The sequence below is a fragment of the Shewanella sp. 5_MG-2023 genome (assembly GCF_030547465.1).
Taxonomy (GTDB): Bacteria; Pseudomonadota; Gammaproteobacteria; order Enterobacterales; family Shewanellaceae; genus Shewanella.
On the sequence record NZ_JAUORC010000033.1, the window covers coordinates 36,121 to 53,005 of the forward strand.

15 protein-coding genes and 1 tRNA gene are annotated in these 16,885 nt (G+C 40.2%); 8 read left to right on the forward strand and 8 right to left on the reverse strand.

Translation table 11 applies throughout. The features are described from left to right. Positions 1-97: 97 nt before the first annotated feature. The 4 genes from Q4557_RS17255 (at position 98) to Q4557_RS17270 (ending at position 4,835) form a co-directional block, all read left to right on the forward strand. A complete protein-coding gene (locus Q4557_RS17255) occupies positions 98-3,247 on the forward strand; it encodes a DUF748 domain-containing protein (RefSeq protein WP_303414245.1) in 3,150 nt (1,049 codons plus the stop codon). Between the two features lie 199 nt (positions 3,248-3,446). Further along, entirely contained in the window at positions 3,447-3,803 is a 357-nt protein-coding gene (locus tag Q4557_RS17260; protein ID WP_102436824.1) for a glutathione S-transferase N-terminal domain-containing protein, read from the forward strand. 152 nt (positions 3,804-3,955) lie between these two features. Continuing rightward, positions 3,956-4,411, forward strand: a complete 456-nt coding sequence (locus Q4557_RS17265) for a hypothetical protein (protein ID WP_303414246.1) — start codon at positions 3,956-3,958, stop codon at positions 4,409-4,411. A 205-nt stretch (positions 4,412-4,616) separates the two neighbouring features. Continuing rightward, positions 4,617-4,835 carry a DUF2986 domain-containing protein gene (locus Q4557_RS17270; protein WP_102436820.1) on the forward strand — a complete coding sequence of 73 codons (219 nt, stop codon included), beginning with the start codon at positions 4,617-4,619 and terminating at the stop codon, positions 4,833-4,835. 149 nt (positions 4,836-4,984) lie between these two features. On the opposite strand, the gene Q4557_RS17275 is transcribed toward Q4557_RS17270, so the two are convergent. Beyond that, the gene (locus Q4557_RS17275) at positions 4,985-6,493 is read right to left on the reverse strand and encodes an MATE family efflux transporter (protein WP_303414247.1); all 1,509 of its coding nucleotides are present in this window, start codon (positions 6,491-6,493) and stop codon (positions 4,985-4,987) included. Continuing rightward, positions 6,490-7,350, reverse strand: a complete 861-nt coding sequence (locus Q4557_RS17280) for an ion transporter (protein WP_102436816.1) — start codon at positions 7,348-7,350, stop codon at positions 6,490-6,492. Before Q4557_RS17280 ends, Q4557_RS17275 begins: the two co-directional genes overlap by 4 nt. Before the next feature lie 172 nt (positions 7,351-7,522). Between Q4557_RS17280 and Q4557_RS17285 the strand changes: the two genes are divergently transcribed. Both Q4557_RS17285 and Q4557_RS17290 read left to right on the forward strand, forming a co-directional pair. Further along, positions 7,523-8,029 carry a murein L,D-transpeptidase family protein gene (locus Q4557_RS17285; RefSeq protein ID WP_102436814.1) on the forward strand — a complete coding sequence of 169 codons (507 nt, stop codon included), beginning with the start codon at positions 7,523-7,525 and terminating at the stop codon, positions 8,027-8,029. Between the two features lie 84 nt (positions 8,030-8,113). Further along, positions 8,114-8,674 carry a VOC family protein gene (locus tag Q4557_RS17290; protein ID WP_303414252.1) on the forward strand — a complete coding sequence of 187 codons (561 nt, stop codon included), beginning with the start codon at positions 8,114-8,116 and terminating at the stop codon, positions 8,672-8,674. Positions 8,675-8,756: 82 nt separating this feature from the next. Here the strand turns inward: Q4557_RS17290 and Q4557_RS17295 are convergent, their stop codons facing one another. From Q4557_RS17295 to Q4557_RS17310, 4 genes are all read right to left on the reverse strand, one after another. Then, the gene (locus tag Q4557_RS17295; protein ID WP_303414254.1) at positions 8,757-9,620 is read right to left on the reverse strand and encodes a M23 family metallopeptidase; all 864 of its coding nucleotides are present in this window, start codon (positions 9,618-9,620) and stop codon (positions 8,757-8,759) included. Positions 9,621-9,670: 50 nt separating this feature from the next. Then, complete coding sequence (locus Q4557_RS17300; protein ID WP_102436809.1) at positions 9,671-10,540, reverse strand: 6-carboxytetrahydropterin synthase; 870 nt, start codon at positions 10,538-10,540, stop codon at positions 9,671-9,673. Between the two features lie 174 nt (positions 10,541-10,714). Then, positions 10,715-11,410, reverse strand: a complete 696-nt coding sequence (locus tag Q4557_RS17305; RefSeq protein WP_102519626.1) for a response regulator — start codon at positions 11,408-11,410, stop codon at positions 10,715-10,717. A gap of 41 nt (positions 11,411-11,451) precedes the next feature. Continuing rightward, positions 11,452-12,969, reverse strand: a complete 1,518-nt coding sequence (locus Q4557_RS17310; RefSeq protein ID WP_102436805.1) for an ATP-binding protein — start codon at positions 12,967-12,969, stop codon at positions 11,452-11,454. A gap of 167 nt (positions 12,970-13,136) precedes the next feature. Between Q4557_RS17310 and Q4557_RS17315 the strand changes: the two genes are divergently transcribed. Both Q4557_RS17315 and Q4557_RS17320 read left to right on the forward strand, forming a co-directional pair. Further along, positions 13,137-13,406 (forward strand): hypothetical protein, encoded by a 270-nt coding sequence (locus tag Q4557_RS17315; protein WP_102436803.1) that lies wholly within the window; start codon positions 13,137-13,139, stop codon positions 13,404-13,406. 13 nt (positions 13,407-13,419) lie between these two features. Continuing rightward, positions 13,420-13,773 carry a hypothetical protein gene (locus Q4557_RS17320; RefSeq protein ID WP_303414258.1) on the forward strand — a complete coding sequence of 118 codons (354 nt, stop codon included), beginning with the start codon at positions 13,420-13,422 and terminating at the stop codon, positions 13,771-13,773. A 74-nt stretch (positions 13,774-13,847) separates the two neighbouring features. Here Q4557_RS17320 and Q4557_RS17325 read toward each other — a convergent pair whose 3' ends face one another. Further along, positions 13,848-16,307, reverse strand: a complete 2,460-nt coding sequence (locus tag Q4557_RS17325) for an EAL domain-containing protein (protein ID WP_303414260.1) — start codon at positions 16,305-16,307, stop codon at positions 13,848-13,850. Positions 16,308-16,791: 484 nt separating this feature from the next. Next, positions 16,792-16,868 (reverse strand) — tRNA-Asp (locus Q4557_RS17330). Positions 16,869-16,885: the final 17 nt, after the last annotated feature.

The following is a 16,885-nucleotide window of genomic DNA, read 5'->3' on the forward strand; positions in this document are numbered from 1 at the left end:
GTAAAAAAGTTTTAAAACCGACGAGTAACTGAACCTTAATTTGGTTAAAATGTCTAAATTCAACTATAGCCATTATTCAGCAATAGGCTCGATGTTTATGAAGTCATCTTTAAAAGCGTTAACATTAGCATTCAAACAGCGCCCTCGTTACCAAAAAATCGTCATTTACACTGCGATGTTGTATCTGATTTTTGTCATGATATTAGGATTATTAATCCCTTTTATCGCAACAAAACAACTGCCTAAAAGCCTATCAGCTTTACTCGGTAGAGATGTCAGCATTGAAGCCATCAAGATTAACCCTTTCAGCTTTGAATTGAGTGTCGATAACATCAATATCGCAGAAGATGACACAGCTAACACCTTCATGCACATTAACCATATTGCCACCAATATTATGGTGTGGAAGTCTCTTTTTAACTTAGATGTATCACTAGACTACCTGACTATTGATGGTACTGATGTCGCCTTAGCAAGATTTGCGTCAAGCGCTAACGGTTCTAATAGTGCTTACCAATATAATTTTTCAGATATTGTCACCACCTTAGCCAACAATTCGATTGATGAAGAAGTTAAACCAGAGCCCAATGACAGTGACCCTATCTCCTTCAACATCAACAATTTCACTTTTGCCAATGCAAATATTAAGATTACCGATGCCATTACCGATTCAGCTTTAAGCTATAACGAGATATCAATATTACTAAAGCAATTTAGCACCACGGCGCTATTAGATAGCAGCACTAACGCCAATCAATTTTCATTGAAGCTTGATGATAATCAAACCGGTAAAATTACCCTCAATGGCCAAGTGCAACTTAGCCCACTGATAGTTAATGGCCAATTGGATGTCAATTCACTGTCAGTAACGCCTTATTGGCGTTTGGTCGATAGCTTATTTGAGGCTAGCCTGACATCAGCTGATATCAAGCTCAATAGCACCTTTTTAATCACGCAAAAAAGCCCTGACACCCCAATAGAAGTTTCACTAACAAACACTGATTTTGCCCTAAAAAATTTAACCGCCAAAGATGCTAACAGAAACGTCGCCAGTATTGGTTTACTTGCTCTTAATGGGATAACCGTTTCAACGGCCAAGCGCAGCATTGATATCAATGAGCTGCAAACAAACAATGCTGACTTCTGGCTTACTGCAGCGCCAGAGAATATCAATTTCGTGAATTTATTCTCACCAAAACTTGAACAGCTTGAGCACATTTTAGGCACCTCAGAGCCTGCAGCTAATTCAACGATTAATGCACCTAAAAACGCTAACACTGACGTCATTGAGCCAAACTCAAATACTGAAAGTGAACCACAATGGCTAGTCACGTTAAATAAACTGAACCTAAGTGACTATAAAATTGAAGTCACTGAAAGTGTTGCCACTGAGCTTGAAAATTATTGGCTGTTTAGTGGCTTATCACTGTCAACAGAGCAATTTAAATCTGATCTATCATTACCCCTAAGCTACCAGTTGGGCGTTGATATCAATAATCAAAGCCGCATTGATTCTAGCGGCCAATTTGATGCTAAAAATATCAATTTAGAAGCCGAACTTGATTATCAAAATGCCAGCTTAGCTAAGTTACAGCCCTATATATCGCCATTTATGAACATCACCCTTGAATCCGGTTTTTTCAGTACCAAAGGTCATATCAGTGCCGATACTAAGGATAAATTAATCTATCAAGGCCAAGCTTCAATCATTGATTTAAAGATAAAAGATAATTTGCTTAAACAGCCACTGCTAAACTGGCAAGCGATGACTGTTAGTGAGCTTAAGTTTGATCAACACGCTAAATCCCTGTCCATTGATGAAATCTTGTTTGATACCCTATTTAGCCGTTTGATCATTGCTGAAGATAGAAGCACTAACATTGCCGATTTAGTCGTTAGCCAAGTTCAGCCCGCTGATAGTACGATCGTCACCGAAGCAGCACCTGCAGAGGCCGCATTATCTTCAAACAATGAGGCAAAAGCGCAAATCAACGCCCAAGTCGCCACCTCAGATACCACTGAAGCAGCATTTAACTTATCGATTAATAGAGTTGCTTTTAAAGATAGCTCCGCCTTCTTTGCCGATAATTCATTAACACCAAACTTTGCCTCAGGAATTGAGCAACTTAATGGTGAGATCACCCAATTATCTTCCAATCCAGACACTAGAGCTTCAGTTGATTTAGCCGGTAAAATCGATAAATATGCCCCTGTGACGTTAAAAGGCGATGTAAACCCGCTATTAACTAACCCATACCTTGATTTAAACTTAGCCTTTAATAAGGTGGAGCTCACTTCAGTTAACCCCTATTCTGGTACCTACGCGGGCTATTACATCGACAAGGGCCAATTGTCGCTAGCGCTTAATTATCAGCTAGAAAATAATCAATTAGTGGGTAGTAATCATTTGGTTATTGATCAATTACAACTGGGTAAACCCACGGATAGCTCCCTCGCCACTTCTTTGCCTATCACCTTAGCCATTGCCCTATTACAAGACCGACATGGTGTGATAGACCTCGGGGTTGATGTTGATGGTGATTTAGACTCGCCAAGTTTCAGTATTGGCGGCATTGTGATGACCGCTATCACTAACGTCATTACCAAAGCCATCACAGCGCCGTTTTCACTGTTGGCAGGTTTAGTTGGCGGTGATGATGACGAGATGGATAAAATTGCATTTGATTATGGTCAATTTGATATTACTGATAAGCAGCAAAGCACATTAACATCACTGGCAAAGGCCCTTAACGATAGACCGCTACTGAAGCTTAATGTTAGAGGTGACGTTGATTTAGTTAACGACCAACAAGCCTTGCAAGTACAGCAGTTACATCAAAAGCTGGCGCAATTAGCACAAATACCCGCAGAGGAATTACCGGCGGATTTATCTGCTAGCCAATACCCTCAGCAAGGGCCATTAACTGACGCATTAATAGCTTTATATCAATCAGATTTACAACTAGATCCGCAGTTAATTAAACAAGCCATTAGTGAAGAGCACCCACAAATTGACAGTGTCGAGCTTCAAACTCGCTGGCACATCGCTTTATATAACTTTACTCTTAATCAGCAAGATATCTCAGAAGACGAACTCGGCGAATTAGCTCAGCAACGTGCTAACGCGGTTAAAACCTTTTTGGTAGAGCAGGCTCAAATCGACCCAAGTCGAGTGTTTATTTTAGAAAGCAGAGTCAATACCGACAAAAATGCGGCCTTAGCGACCTTAAGTCTGGATGCTAACTAAGTAAAATTCGATTCAAAACAGAGCGTCACTAACATTTTAGAACAGCACTGTAATAGATACAGTGCTGTTCTCTGTGATAAACATCACGTAAACTGTGGCAAAATGGATTGCGGTAAAAATGGATTATCGCAAAAGCTGTTTAATCCATTACATAAAATAACAAGATCAATTATTAAAACTGAATATTTAAGGAAGCAGTATGTTTGTCATTCGTTGGATCCTTGGCCGTATCATCTTATTACTTAACTTTGTTTTCCCTCCTAAAAAGCGTCAGCGACCTATCATTGAACAAGCTAAAATTGATGAGCAAACAAAGTCGTTAGCCCTTTATCAATATGCCGCTTGTCCTTTTTGCGTTAAGGTGCGCCGTTCAATTCGCCGCCAAGGCCTTAATATTGCTACAGTTGATGCCAAACAAGACGTTCATAAACAGCAACTGGTTAATGAAGGCGGTCACTTAAAAGTGCCATGTTTAAAAATACAACAAGATGGTCAAACTCAGTGGATGTATGAGTCTAAGGACATTATTGCTTATTTATCGAAACAATACGCTTAAGCGCTTTTATTGAGATAACTGCTGGCTTGAATTGATTTAAGCCAGTACATTTGTTTTACGCCCTTGATAACAAGCAGCCTCAAGCCCCCAATCATCCATCGCCAATATCTGACAGCTATTTTTTACAGATAAAATCCAGAAGGATTAATTTAGTGTTCAAGTTTTTATTTACGCTTACCAGTACATTACTCCTCAGTGCATGTGCAACCCAAGCACCCGATCCCAAATTATTCGCAGGTAAATATAGAGATACCTTTAGCTCATCAATAAAAGGCGAAGGCATCAAACTATTTACTTATAAAGCTAAGGTCGCTAATGCAACAGACCGCGGTATAGAAGATCCACTGCCACATCAGCAGCGTATTGATCGCCGTAAGCAAGATGCCCGCAGTTATGCAAGAGAACAGGAGCGTCGAGCCGACTTTTTGGCGCTATGGAGTGCTCAGGTGGATTTAGGTCTAGAGAAAACCCTCGATATGAATGGCTACTGTAAAGAAGGCTATATTGTACTTCATCGCAATGTCAGTGAAGGCAGAGGTGAGATTCGAGGCGAATGCAATGATGGTGCAACTGCAGCCGACATTCAGAAATTTAGCCGTAAGTATTAACCTTTGGTGCCTAAATGTTAATTCCATTAACATTCAAACTGGCTAATTAGCACAAGATCAATAAATAACGCAGTTATACTGTATACCCATAGTAGATTGCGCTAAACTTAGCGCTATTCAAGACATTTAGCTTAGCGCACCACTAGCTAATTTTATTTTCCAAATCGTGCCCTGCTGGCACTTTTTAAAAGAGTTACCAAGTATCATGAACAGAAAACAGCTAATGATAAAAAAGACCGCCAAGCGGGCTAAAGCCAAAAAAAATAAAATTACGCCGGATAATCCGCAAAAAAATCCAAAGGTTGGCTATATTTCAAAAGCTGAGCGAGCGCGAATTGCTTTAGAAGAAGAGCAACAATTGTTAGCAGCAGACAACAACTCTGCAGCTGAAGTGCTTGAAGCCAAGGAAAATACCCAAGCTTAATCGCCACAAAGGTTTTTATAAAAAGACCTTTATAAAAAGATTATTAAAAAAGCCCTCAACATACTATGTTGAGGGCTTTTTACATCTTGTTGCCCATTGAGTTTTACAAGGCAGCATTCAGACAGCGACTTGAGTCAATCTGTGATGCACTAGCTTTTCGGCGTTCGCGGGTTATCTAAATCCCCATCACGGACAATCTCTTCACACAATGGCTCTTCGTTTAATTGCGCTAACTGAATATATGATGACGACTGAGGTGAGCTGGTCGGGCTCATTTCTAATTCAATCTCATCATCAATGGTCTGTGGCTTAATTAGCTGCTGAGGCCGTTGTGAAGCCGCTTGAAGCTTATCAACCAAACGATAACCCAACCACACTCCGCCAACACCAAATAAAATAGACCCAATCGCTTGACCAATTAATACGCCGTATACGCCGCCCATTTGCGCGCCAAAATAAACAAAAGGAATGGTGCCTAAGGTCGCTTTACCTACATTAAAAAAAGTTGAGTATTTGGGTTTACCAAGATTATTAAATGCGGCATTAGCGACAAATAACACCCCTGAAAACACGAAAAATATTGCAATGTATTTACAGAAAAACAAAATAATATCTGCCGCGTCACCTTTCATATCAAAGGCTGACACAATCACATTTCTGGATAAAAACAGCAATAACGACACCACTAACACGTAAACAAAACAAAATTGAATCGCCTTAGTTAAGCTTTCTTTTACTCGTTCAAATTCTTGCGCGCCATAGTTTTGCCCGATAATAGGCCCTACTGCGCCGCTTAAAGCAAAAATCATCCCAAAGCTTACGGGGATTAACCTACCAAGCACCGCCCAACCAGCAACATAACTGTCACCAAAATCAGCAACCGCTTTAGTGACCACCGCGTTACCAATTGGTGTCGCCACATTGGTAATCATCGCAGGCAGAGCAATGGAATAAACAATGCTAATATCTTCAACAAAATGCTGACGGTTAAACTGACCTAACATCTTATGCTTCACAATGACCCCTCTGGCAGAGACCACAAATACCGCAATTCGGGCAATAACTGAGGCAATTGCTGCGCCTTCAATGCCCATCCCTAAGGCAAAAATGAATATCGGATCTAGTACCAGATTTACACCGCCACCCGCTAAGGTAGACAACATGGACAATTTCGCATCGCCAATGGCTCTTAAAGCGCCACCTAACGCCATAGCTAAACAAATAAAAGGTAAAGAAGGCACCAAAATTTGCAGATAACTTTGCGCCAACACCGCAGTTTTCCCCGTTGCGCCAATGAGAGCCAGTAACTCGGGAATAAATATAAACACCACAATCGCAACAAAAATACTGGTTAGCAGAGAGATCAACGCGCTGTTAAGCAACATTCTTTTAGCTAGCACCATATTTTTAGCGCCAACAGCACGGGAGACAAGCGCCCCAAGCGCAATGGATAAACCAATCCCAATTGAAGTCGTAAAAAAAGAAATCGCCCCGGCATAACCCACGGCGGCAGCTAATTCCAACTCACCGAGCAAACTGAGGAAAAGGATATCTAATAAATCCACCACAAACAGCGCAGAAATTCCCACTGCGGCGGTGGAGCTCATAACCAATATATGACGAAATATTGGCCCTTGAACAAATTTAGCTTCGGTCATGACTCCCCTTCAAGGTTGCTGATTTCTAACTCACTGCCACAGTGATGGCAAAACAATGCATGTAATTGATGACCACGAGCGCCGCAGTTACTGCATTTTCTTAAATCTTTATTCAGTTCTCTTTCTGCGCCCATTTCATGGGAAATTTCAGCAGTTAATATTCCCGTTGGTATCGCAATAATAGAATAACCTATCAACATGGTCAGCGATGCAATGGCTTGGCCTAAATTGGTTTGCGGAGTGATATCACCATATCCAACCGTGGTTATGGTAACGATAGTCCAATACATGGACTTAGGGATCGAAGTAAACCCGTTACTTGGCCCCTCAACCACATACATCACCACACTCAGCGCCATAATAATCAGACTCACTGAAAAGAAGAAGATGAAGACTTTGCGTCTAGCGTGGATCATCGCCTTAAGTAAAATATTGCCTTCACTTAAATAGCGTAATAACTTTAACACTCTGAAAATTCTGAATAACCGTAATACTCTAAAGGCCAATGAAATATTGGCTCCTGGGATAATCAGCGCTAAAAAGCTTGGCAGAATTGACATTAAATCCACAATGCCATAAAAGCTACGCATATAGGACCAGCGATTAAGTGAGCCGTATATTCTCAGCAAATACTCAAAGGTAAATAACCAAGTAAACCCCCATTCAGCGTAATAAATCGCTTGGCCATACTGAGCATGAACGCTATCTATCGTGTCTAAGACAATCAGCGTTACACTGAGTAAAATACAAATAATCAGTGTTATATCAAAGCCTTTACCCAAAGGGGTATCGGTACCAAATATAATGGTTCGGATTTGCTTTTTATAATGGTTATCGTGTTTATCTTCTAACGTCATGGGTTACTCTACAATCCACTGAAATTTAATACCGCCCTAAGGAAAAAGTAAGGTATTATCACTAACGATATCTGCTCTAATCATTTTTATGCGAAGCATATTTTGAACTGATACTCATGTTAACATTATTAACATAAAACAAATTAGAAAATCCTGCTTTTTTGGAGTCTGCATGCGCTTGGTTAAATCCCTTATTTTTATCGTCATTTTACAGTCTAGTACGGTTCTTGCGTCTGTTGATAAATTAACTCAAGCAAAAGTTGATTTAGTTGTTGTGAACAAGTCAGAAGCTAAAATGTCTATCTACCAGCAAGGCAAGGTATTAAAAACCTATCAAATTGCCATGGGCGATGCCCCACAAGGCCATAAATTTAAAGAAGGCGATCAACGCACTCCCCAAGGCCGCTATGTTTTAGACTATAAAAAGTCAGACAGTGCATTTTATAAATCAATTCATATTTCTTACCCTAATGAAGAAGATAAATTACGTGCCAATGCCCTAGGTGTTAGTCCTGGCGGCATGATTATGATCCACGGTCAAAACCCCAACTCAGAATTACCCCCTGAACAAGCTCAGCAATACAATTGGACTAACGGCTGTATTGCGGTGACTAATAAAGAAATGGATGAGTTGTGGCGAGTCATCGAAGAAGGCACCCCAATCGAAATTTGGCCTTAACCTTCACAGCTTAATAATATTAACAATATCGTGATAGCGGTTGAGTGCGACTAATACTCCAGCCTATACAAACGGATACTACCGATGAATTACCCTTATTTAATAGAAATTTGGCCAGAATTTAGCGCACGCATTGAGGCCTTCATTAGCCAACTTGGTTTAGATAAACTGTCTCTTGAATGTGATCACTGCGCTTTAAGAGTCAATGACGCAGATAAAGCAAAATTACTCACAGAGCAATTCAGTGAGCACGGTGAAGTGATTTCGAATAATATGATTAACGGCCGACCGATATTGATCATTAAACTGACCCAGCCACTGACACTGGCAGATAAAAACGTTACTTGTGTTGAGCTGCCCTACCCATCAGATAAAAGCTATCCCGTTGAAGGCTGGGAACATGTTGAGCTAGTCATGCCTTCTACTGCACAAACCTGCGAGCAATTAGTTACCGAGTTAGTTGAAAAAGTACCGACACTCGCCCCTATCATCGCTGGTGAAACAGCCATTAAAGTTAAGCAAAGCTCGCCTAAAGGGGATAATGAACGCTTAGCCAATCCCACAATTGCCTTTAAAGCCGAGGGCATTTGCGTCAAAGTGCATCCATTAGGGATCGAAGCCATTATTGCGAGCGAGCTAAATTAAAACGGCATAAAAAAGCCGTTATTAACATAACGGCTTTAAGTACCAGCCCTGTTTAAGAAGGGTTATTTGTCGTAATATTGGCTTATTGCTTTTCTGCGGTTTTAGCCTTGTTTTCAGCCGCAAGCACACTCTCCATTGACGGCACAATTGACACGGGATCCAGACGCTTTTGGAACCAGTTCAAACGCCAATCGAGATGCGGTCCAGTCACCCGCCCTGTCGCACCAATTTCAGCTAGTGGTTGGCCTTGAGTGACCACATCACCTTCTTTGGCATATAACTTACTCAGATGTAAAAAAGTCGAGTTAATACCATATCCATGGTCAATGATTAACGTGCCACCTGAATAGAACATATCTGGCACTGATAAGGTAATAACCCCATCAGCCGGAGACACGACAACCGTTCCCGTAGGACGGGCAACATCTACACCATAATGCGGGTTACCCGGCTTACCATTGTAAACTCGCTGACTACCATAAACCCCTGAAATCCTGCCAGTTACCGGCCAGATAAACGCTTGCATAAAGGCATCTTGCTCACTGAAAACATTACGTGCGGCGCGAGTTTGCTTTGAGTCCTTTGCAGCTCTAGCTTGCGCCACAGGATCTGGCTGCATGATTTTTTTACTAATGCCGGTTAAGCGATCAATTTTATATTCACGGCTCGCAATTGTCAGTGGTTTAAGTTGTGTTAACCCATCAGGATAAGTCACTTCTAGCAGCTGCTCTGTTTTTGCTTTGCGCTCAAAACCAATAGCAAATTGGCCTTTTGGAGTCACTTTTACCACTTCGCCATTAAGCTTGACTGCGCTACCAGCAGGAACAGTGCCACGCACTAACGCGCCTTGCTCTAACTTGCCTTGTAAATTAATACTGCCATAACTGGCAACAGAAAACAGCGTAACCATAACCAATGAAGATAGTTTTAATCCCTTCAAAAACATATAAATAACCTTAATCCTTGCTAATTCAGCTCACACTCAAAATGCTAAGTTTACTTAACGGCGATGGCGCCTTTACCCACACCTTCAAAGGCAATGACTTTGAACACAGAATCTGGAGATTTAGCAGCCATAGTGTCAGCAATAAATTGTGCTAACAACTCAACGGTGGTGTCGTGGGGAATGATGTCACAATTCGCTTTTGGCATTGCCAATTGAAAGTCACCTTGTGGGGCTTGATAATGAAAGCCCAAATGGCTGTCATCAGAGATACGGGTTTGCGGTGATAATGCTAAGGCGTGCACAGAGACAACATCTTCTTCACTGCCTAAGTAAATATCTTGCCAGCGATCGGCCCAGTATTTATCCCATTTAGGCGCAGCAATGCCGTTTTCAAACACAGTTATAGGGCTACGGTGACCGTGAGCAATACGCTGGCAGTTACCGTCATGCTTTCGTAAACCATGGGTGTAGTGGTAATAAGGGCTTTCAAGCACTTCGGTGCGCAAAGTTAAGCTAATGCCTTGAACATTATCAGGCAGTGCCTGACGTAATGCTTTAATTAAAAAGGCATTAACGCTTTCAAAATCGATAACTTCAGTAGGTATAAGCGCAAAGGCTTGTGATGGGCATGCCAGATGAATATCACCTTGCTGACTGGTGAAATCCATCCATACTCTGTCGCCCTGCTGCTGCCAACGAACGTCACTGCATGCGGTAGGTATTAATAGTCGGTGATCTGCTACATCATCAATGGTGCTTTTGATGGTCTTTTTGACTTTAGAAAAATCGAGCACCATATTTTGCTCATCTAAACCACCATCAAGCAATACATCAACAATCCAGCTTTCGCCCACCATGCCCCGAATTGGACATAAATAAGAAAAGTCGATTACGGTTAAATCTTTTACAAACAGTTGCATTCAAGCTCCTAGACAGAAAAACAGTCCGTCTCAGTTTAAAAGTGTCCCAAATAGCGATGGCTAAGGGGATCCTAAAATTAAAGCTATTCTAAACAAAAGCAGACCAAGGCGCGAGAAACATCAGCAAATATAGTAAAAAACTCATAAGCACAATTAATAGGGGTAAAAGGAAAACTACTCAATTTTATAACCCACACCGTAAATAGAGTGCAGTAAATCAGCTTGTTTATTATTGAGTAATAATTTTGAACGTAAGTTTTTGATATGACTGTCAATGGTGCGAGAGCTCACAACGCGGTCATCGACATAGCAAACTTGCATTAAACTATCACGGGAATGCACCACGCCCGGTCTTTTAAGCATAGTATGCAAAAGCCTAAACTCAACGGGGGTTAAATCGACCTCTACGCTAGCAGCGTGGCATTTAAAACGCTCAAGATTTATCACTAGATGCTTATAGGCTATTTCATCTTCAGCAAGTTGAGCGCTAGGCTCCATTCGTCTAATAATTGCTTTAACCCTTGCTACCACTTCCCTTGCTGAAAAAGGTTTACAGACATAATCATCAGCGCCAATTTCTAAGCCAATTAAACGATCAATCTCTTCAACGCGCGCAGTTAACATCAAAATCGGCACGTTTGAAAATGACCGCACTTCTTTACAGATAGTCAAGCCATCTTTGTGCGGTAACATTAAATCTAAAATGACAAAATCAATAGCGTCATTTTGGATCCTTGCGACAGCATCAAGCCCATCGTGTAAAACCGCAGTGACAAAGCCTTCAAGGGTTAAAAAATCCACAAGCACTTGGGCTATTTTGGGCTCATCCTCTACAATCAATACGCGTTTATTTTGATAATGATTATTCATGATCTATGAATACTCCGTTACTTGTAACAACAGCCAAGTAGCTAGGCCAATGGCAATACAATCTCAATACATAAACCGCCAAGATTAGAAGGCCTTGCGGTAATTGTCCCTTTATGGGCTTCTACAATATTTCGGCAAATCGTGAGTCCAAGGCCTGCGCCATTACTACGGCGCACCCGAGAGCTATCTTGTCGATGAAGCGCCTCAAATAGTAGCTCGCAATCGTCTGTCGCTACTGAAGGTTTAGTATCATTAATTAATATCAGCACCTTGGTATTTTGCTGAATTAAATCGACATCAATACTACCTGGAGAGTCTGTATAAGCGACTGAATTTAATAAAACATTAGAAATTAGTTGCTGAATTCTCATTTTATCAGCATTGATTAATACCGGCTCAATATGGTTAAAACGGTAGCCTAACCCTTTAGCAGAAATTTTATTGCCTAATGAGGCTATTGTTTCTGAAATGCACTCAGTGAGATCCATCGGTTGGATATTGTATTTAAGTCCACCGACATCAGATAAAGACAGCTGATACAAATCATCGACTAGATGTTTGATGCGCATGACTTCTTGCTCTAGTGACTCAAGTTGTTGTTGATCAAATTGACGAATTCCCGCTTTGATGGCGTCAATTTCACCACACAAAATACTTAAGGGGGTTCGAAGCTCATGTGATATATCGGCAAACCATCTATTTTTTGCAGTACGGTTTTTATCTAAAATCATCGCTAAATGGTCAATGTCATTCATCAATTGACCTAATTCATCTTGACGTTGCTGAGTAAAACGTTCGCTATAATTGCCCTTTGAAAGAAAGGAAATACCTTTAACCACCTCTTTCACAGGTACTAATAAAAATCGAGCTAACAGCCATGAAATAATACTTGCCAATAACAAGCAGCCCAAACCTATCCAGAGTGTGGTCCAAAGCTGTTGTTGCGAAAAAATAGCTGCAGATTCACTATTAACCTTAACGATTGGTGAGCTATATAACTTAGCAATAAGCTCTCCTTTATAGGTAACAGGAACATAAGTTGCCTTATTACGGTCATCGATAGCCACGCCGGCAAGTAACTTATTCTCTAAGTTGTAAATTGCTGTAGGAGGTCCAAAGCGCACCTGAGGCTTCACCTCTCTATCCCTTCTTTTGCTGTCGGGTCTTTTATGAGGCGGCGGTTGGCGGTGTTCTGGCTCAAAGCCTTTAGCGGGTTTTCGATGTTCAGATAAGTGTGGCGGTCTTCGATCTGGGTGTGGTATACCTTGCCTATTCGACAATGAATCATTTCGCCCCAAATGCCTTGGAGCCGGCCCTGGTGAATGTAGTCTGAGTAATTGCTTATATTGGTCTGAGCTAATGTTACTCCAATTAAAAGCTGACTGCTGATACAAATCAGCCACTGCAGTTGATAAACGAGCTAAACGTTCTTGTTCTAGGGTATTAATATAATTTAGAAAGCCTTGATCAAAGCTCCACCTTGCTAACGATAACGTCGCAAGTAACACTATGCTAGTTAAGCCCACAAAGGCTAAAAATAATTTCTTTGATATTTTCATAAACTAAGTATATAGACCTACAAGGCTGCAAACTAGCAACAACAATGACTTGGCTGTAATCTCCATGAAATCTGCACAATTACTGCATATTTAATTGCTAACCTAATGATGAATCAAACAAAGGCTTTAATAAAAAGTCATATCGTTATCACTAGGATGGATTAAAAATGAAAAGAATAGCCTCTTTACTTGCCCTTATTCCTTTACTGACATTGATGTCAGCCAATATCATCGCACAAGAAAAAAACCGTCAAATGCGTAAACCACCACAAGAAGCTTATGCAATCTGTGAAAATAAAAACGCTGAAGATCAAGTTAGCTTCACGACGCCAAAAGGCGATGAAATCGAAGCCACCTGTATTTTAATCGATGAAGAACTCGTTGCTGTACCTAATAACCACACACCGCCAGAACATAAACAAAAACGTGGTCAATAAATAGGAGCCTGATATGCAAGTCTTAATGAGCAATAACATCTCGGCACAACAAAGTCAGCTAAACATGCAATCAAGCAGCAAGCCTGAAAGACCACAAGGTCCACCGCCACCTGGAAGCACTCCACCAGGACTAGAAAAAGCAGTATCGACCTTAACTGAAGAACAACAAGCTGATATTTCATCAATGTTAAGTGCATTAACCCCAGAGCAGCATGAGTCTTTGAAATTAGCGTTAGATGAGCTAAAACCTATGGCTGAAACCTTATCAAAAGATGATATGGGAGACGTATTTCTAACAACGTTAACTGAAATAGCAAACACTTCAACCGAAAATGATATCAGCAACACAATAGATATATACGCATAAATCAGTTTAAAAGTGGACTTTTCTATTACAGTAAAGTCCTTAAATAATCGCCTATAAACAAAATTTAAGGACTTTTATTTACTGTTTGTTAAGAGAGGCGTGAGTGTTGATGCTAATTGCGGACGACTAAAATAATAACCTTGTGCTTGATCGCAGCCATTTTCCAATAAAAAAACCGCTTGCTCTTTAGTTTCTACCCCTTCAGCAATGATGTCGAGATTAAGTGCATGACCTAACACAATAATAGCTTTGGCTATTGCGGTATTATGACTATCAAATGGAATATCGCAGACAAAAGACTGATCGATTTTAAGCACATTAATAGGTAACTTTTTAAGGTAACTTAACGATGAATAACCGGTTCCAAAATCATCAACAGATAATTGAACTCCCATGTCCCCCAAGCGTTTTAAATCACTGATCACTTTTTCAGGTTCATACATCATGCAGCTTTCAGTCATCTCTAACTCAAGACAACTAGCAGGCATTCCAGTTTCTTGCAAAATCATTGCGACATTGTCGATAAAATTACTGCGCTGAAATTGTATACTGGCAACGTTAACGGCAATCCGACCAAAATGATAGCCATTATCAAGCCATTGCTTGCCTTGAAGACAAGCCATTCGAAGTACTACTAAACCAATTTCGTGAATTAAACCGGTTTTTTCAGCAATAGGAATAAACTCAGCTGGTGAAATAAAACCATACTCCCGATGCTCCCATCGGATCAACGCCTCTAGTCCCATCAATTGACAACTACTCAATGATAATTTTGGCTGATAAACTAAATAAAAATGCTGCTCTTGAATTGCTTCGTGTAACGCATTTTGGATTTTCAAATGCGCTACTGAGTTCATTGTCATAGCTGAATCGTAGAAGGTCACGGTATTACGACCACTTTGTTTTGCTATATGTAATGCTGTATCGGCATTTTGTAATAAGTTTTCGCTATTTACAGAATCATGGGGGAAAACTGAAACGCCCATACTCACGGTAATTCGAATTAAAGAACTATCATCAAATCTAAATGGCTGCTCTATTAGAGACTTAATATGATTTACACGGGATGCCACCATATCGCCCTGAGTAATATCATTTAAAACAAGCACAAACTCGTCACTGCTTAGGCGGCCAACATTACAATAATCATGACTGATATTAGATAGTCTGCGGCCGACTTCAACTAATAGTTTATCACCCACCTCGTGACCTAAACTGTCGTTAATATGTTTGAAAAAATCAATATCGAACATGATAACAGCAAGTTGAGATTGTTTAGTTGCCGCATGCTCAACTTGAACTTGTAAATTAGACCGTAATAAAATTCGATTAGGTAATTGGGTTAAGTTGTCGTAATAAGCTAAATTCTCGAGCTTTTCTTCGTTAATTTTCTGCTTTGATATATCTGAAAATACAGCTACGAAAAAATTAATAGTATCATCTTGGCCATAAACCGCATTAATGGTAGCTCCTTGGAGGAATATGTTACCGTTTTTTCTTTTATTCCAAATTTCGCCACGCCACTTACCTTTTACTAGCAAGGTATTCCACATTTTGGCAAAAAACTCAGTATCATGTTTGCCGGAATTTAAAATACGTGGATTTTGACCTATAACCTCTTCACGTTCAAAGCCGGTAATATTGGAAAATGCACTATTAACTTCAGTTATATTGCCATCTCTGTCGGTAACTAATACACCATCAATCGTGTTCTCAACCACACTTTCGGCCAGTAACAATTGTTTTTCATTTTGTCTATGCCGACCAATATTTCGGGTAATACCGATAACGCCTTGGATAGTATTTGTATTATCGATTAATGGCGCTTTAACCGTTTCTAACCAGTGACGGTTATTGTTTGGATCTGTGCCTTCACACTCAGACACTACAATCGGTTTTCTTGCCAAAATCGCACTGTTATCGGTCTCGATAAAAAGCTTTGTTGTTTCAACATCAAATAGATCATGGTCCATTTTACCGACTATTTGACCCGTCTTTTTATTCCAAGCTTTTTCTATACTCTGATTACAAACAATATACTTACCGTCAAGATCCTTTACCCAAATATGTTCACTAAAAGCATCAATGAAATTCTGTAAGTTAATGGATTGATATTGTTCCTGTTGGGAGTGAAGCATAGATAAAGAGTGTTCCAGGCTATCAACAGTGAGATTAATTAAAGCTAAGTTAAAATCTTTAGATAACAATTTAGAATAAATCGCACAAAAGCAGCCCAGTTGTTTACCGTAATCATCAACAAGAGGTTGCAGATGGATACTATATTGTTTTTGTTTATGGGTTATTGATATGACTTGATTAGTGGCTAATTCCGATAAAGGAATATTATTGATGACTGGAGTGGTAATTTGCTGTAATTCGCGTAAATCTCTATCGATGATTTCTTCATTACATGCCACATAACGCATCATCTGCTGAGCATCTAACAAAAAGGCACACACATCAGTACTCAGTGCTTTTGCCGTTATATCTAAGGTTTTTTGCCAATAAGCTTTGATATTTTGAGTTGTATGCATTGCTAAAAAGAACCTACTTATTGGACTTTACACTTATATATACATTTGATTATATAGCCACACAGAAAGTTAATAAATCAGTAAACCGCGGATCTGCTAGCTAGATCATTTAACTGATAAAAAACCACTTAAATATTTGTATGATTTTATAAAATATAGATAAATATCAGCTCAATTTAACATTTGGCTTACAGTGTTACGGTTGTTAGCTGTAATTAAACTCCAAAACTAAAAAAGCCTCTACGGTGCACTAAAAATTGCAGTAGAGGCTTTGAGCTTTATTCTTTATGTTGGCGGAGCTGACTTACCCTATCAAAAGTTAAACCAGTGCATCTCAGCGTGTGACGAGTCGACAGTCTCTAATAAAAACCACATTATCTGGTTCATACAGCTACAGCTGGGCTTTCGCTTTCTCGCTGACAATTCATTCATTTCTAAAACGAAAAAAGCCTCTACATTGCTGTAGAGGCTTTCGTCTTTGTGTTGGCGGAGCGGACGGGGCTCGAACCCGCGACCCCCGGCGTGACAGGCCGGTATTCTAACCAACTGAACTACCGCTCCTTTAGTAAATTGCTTAC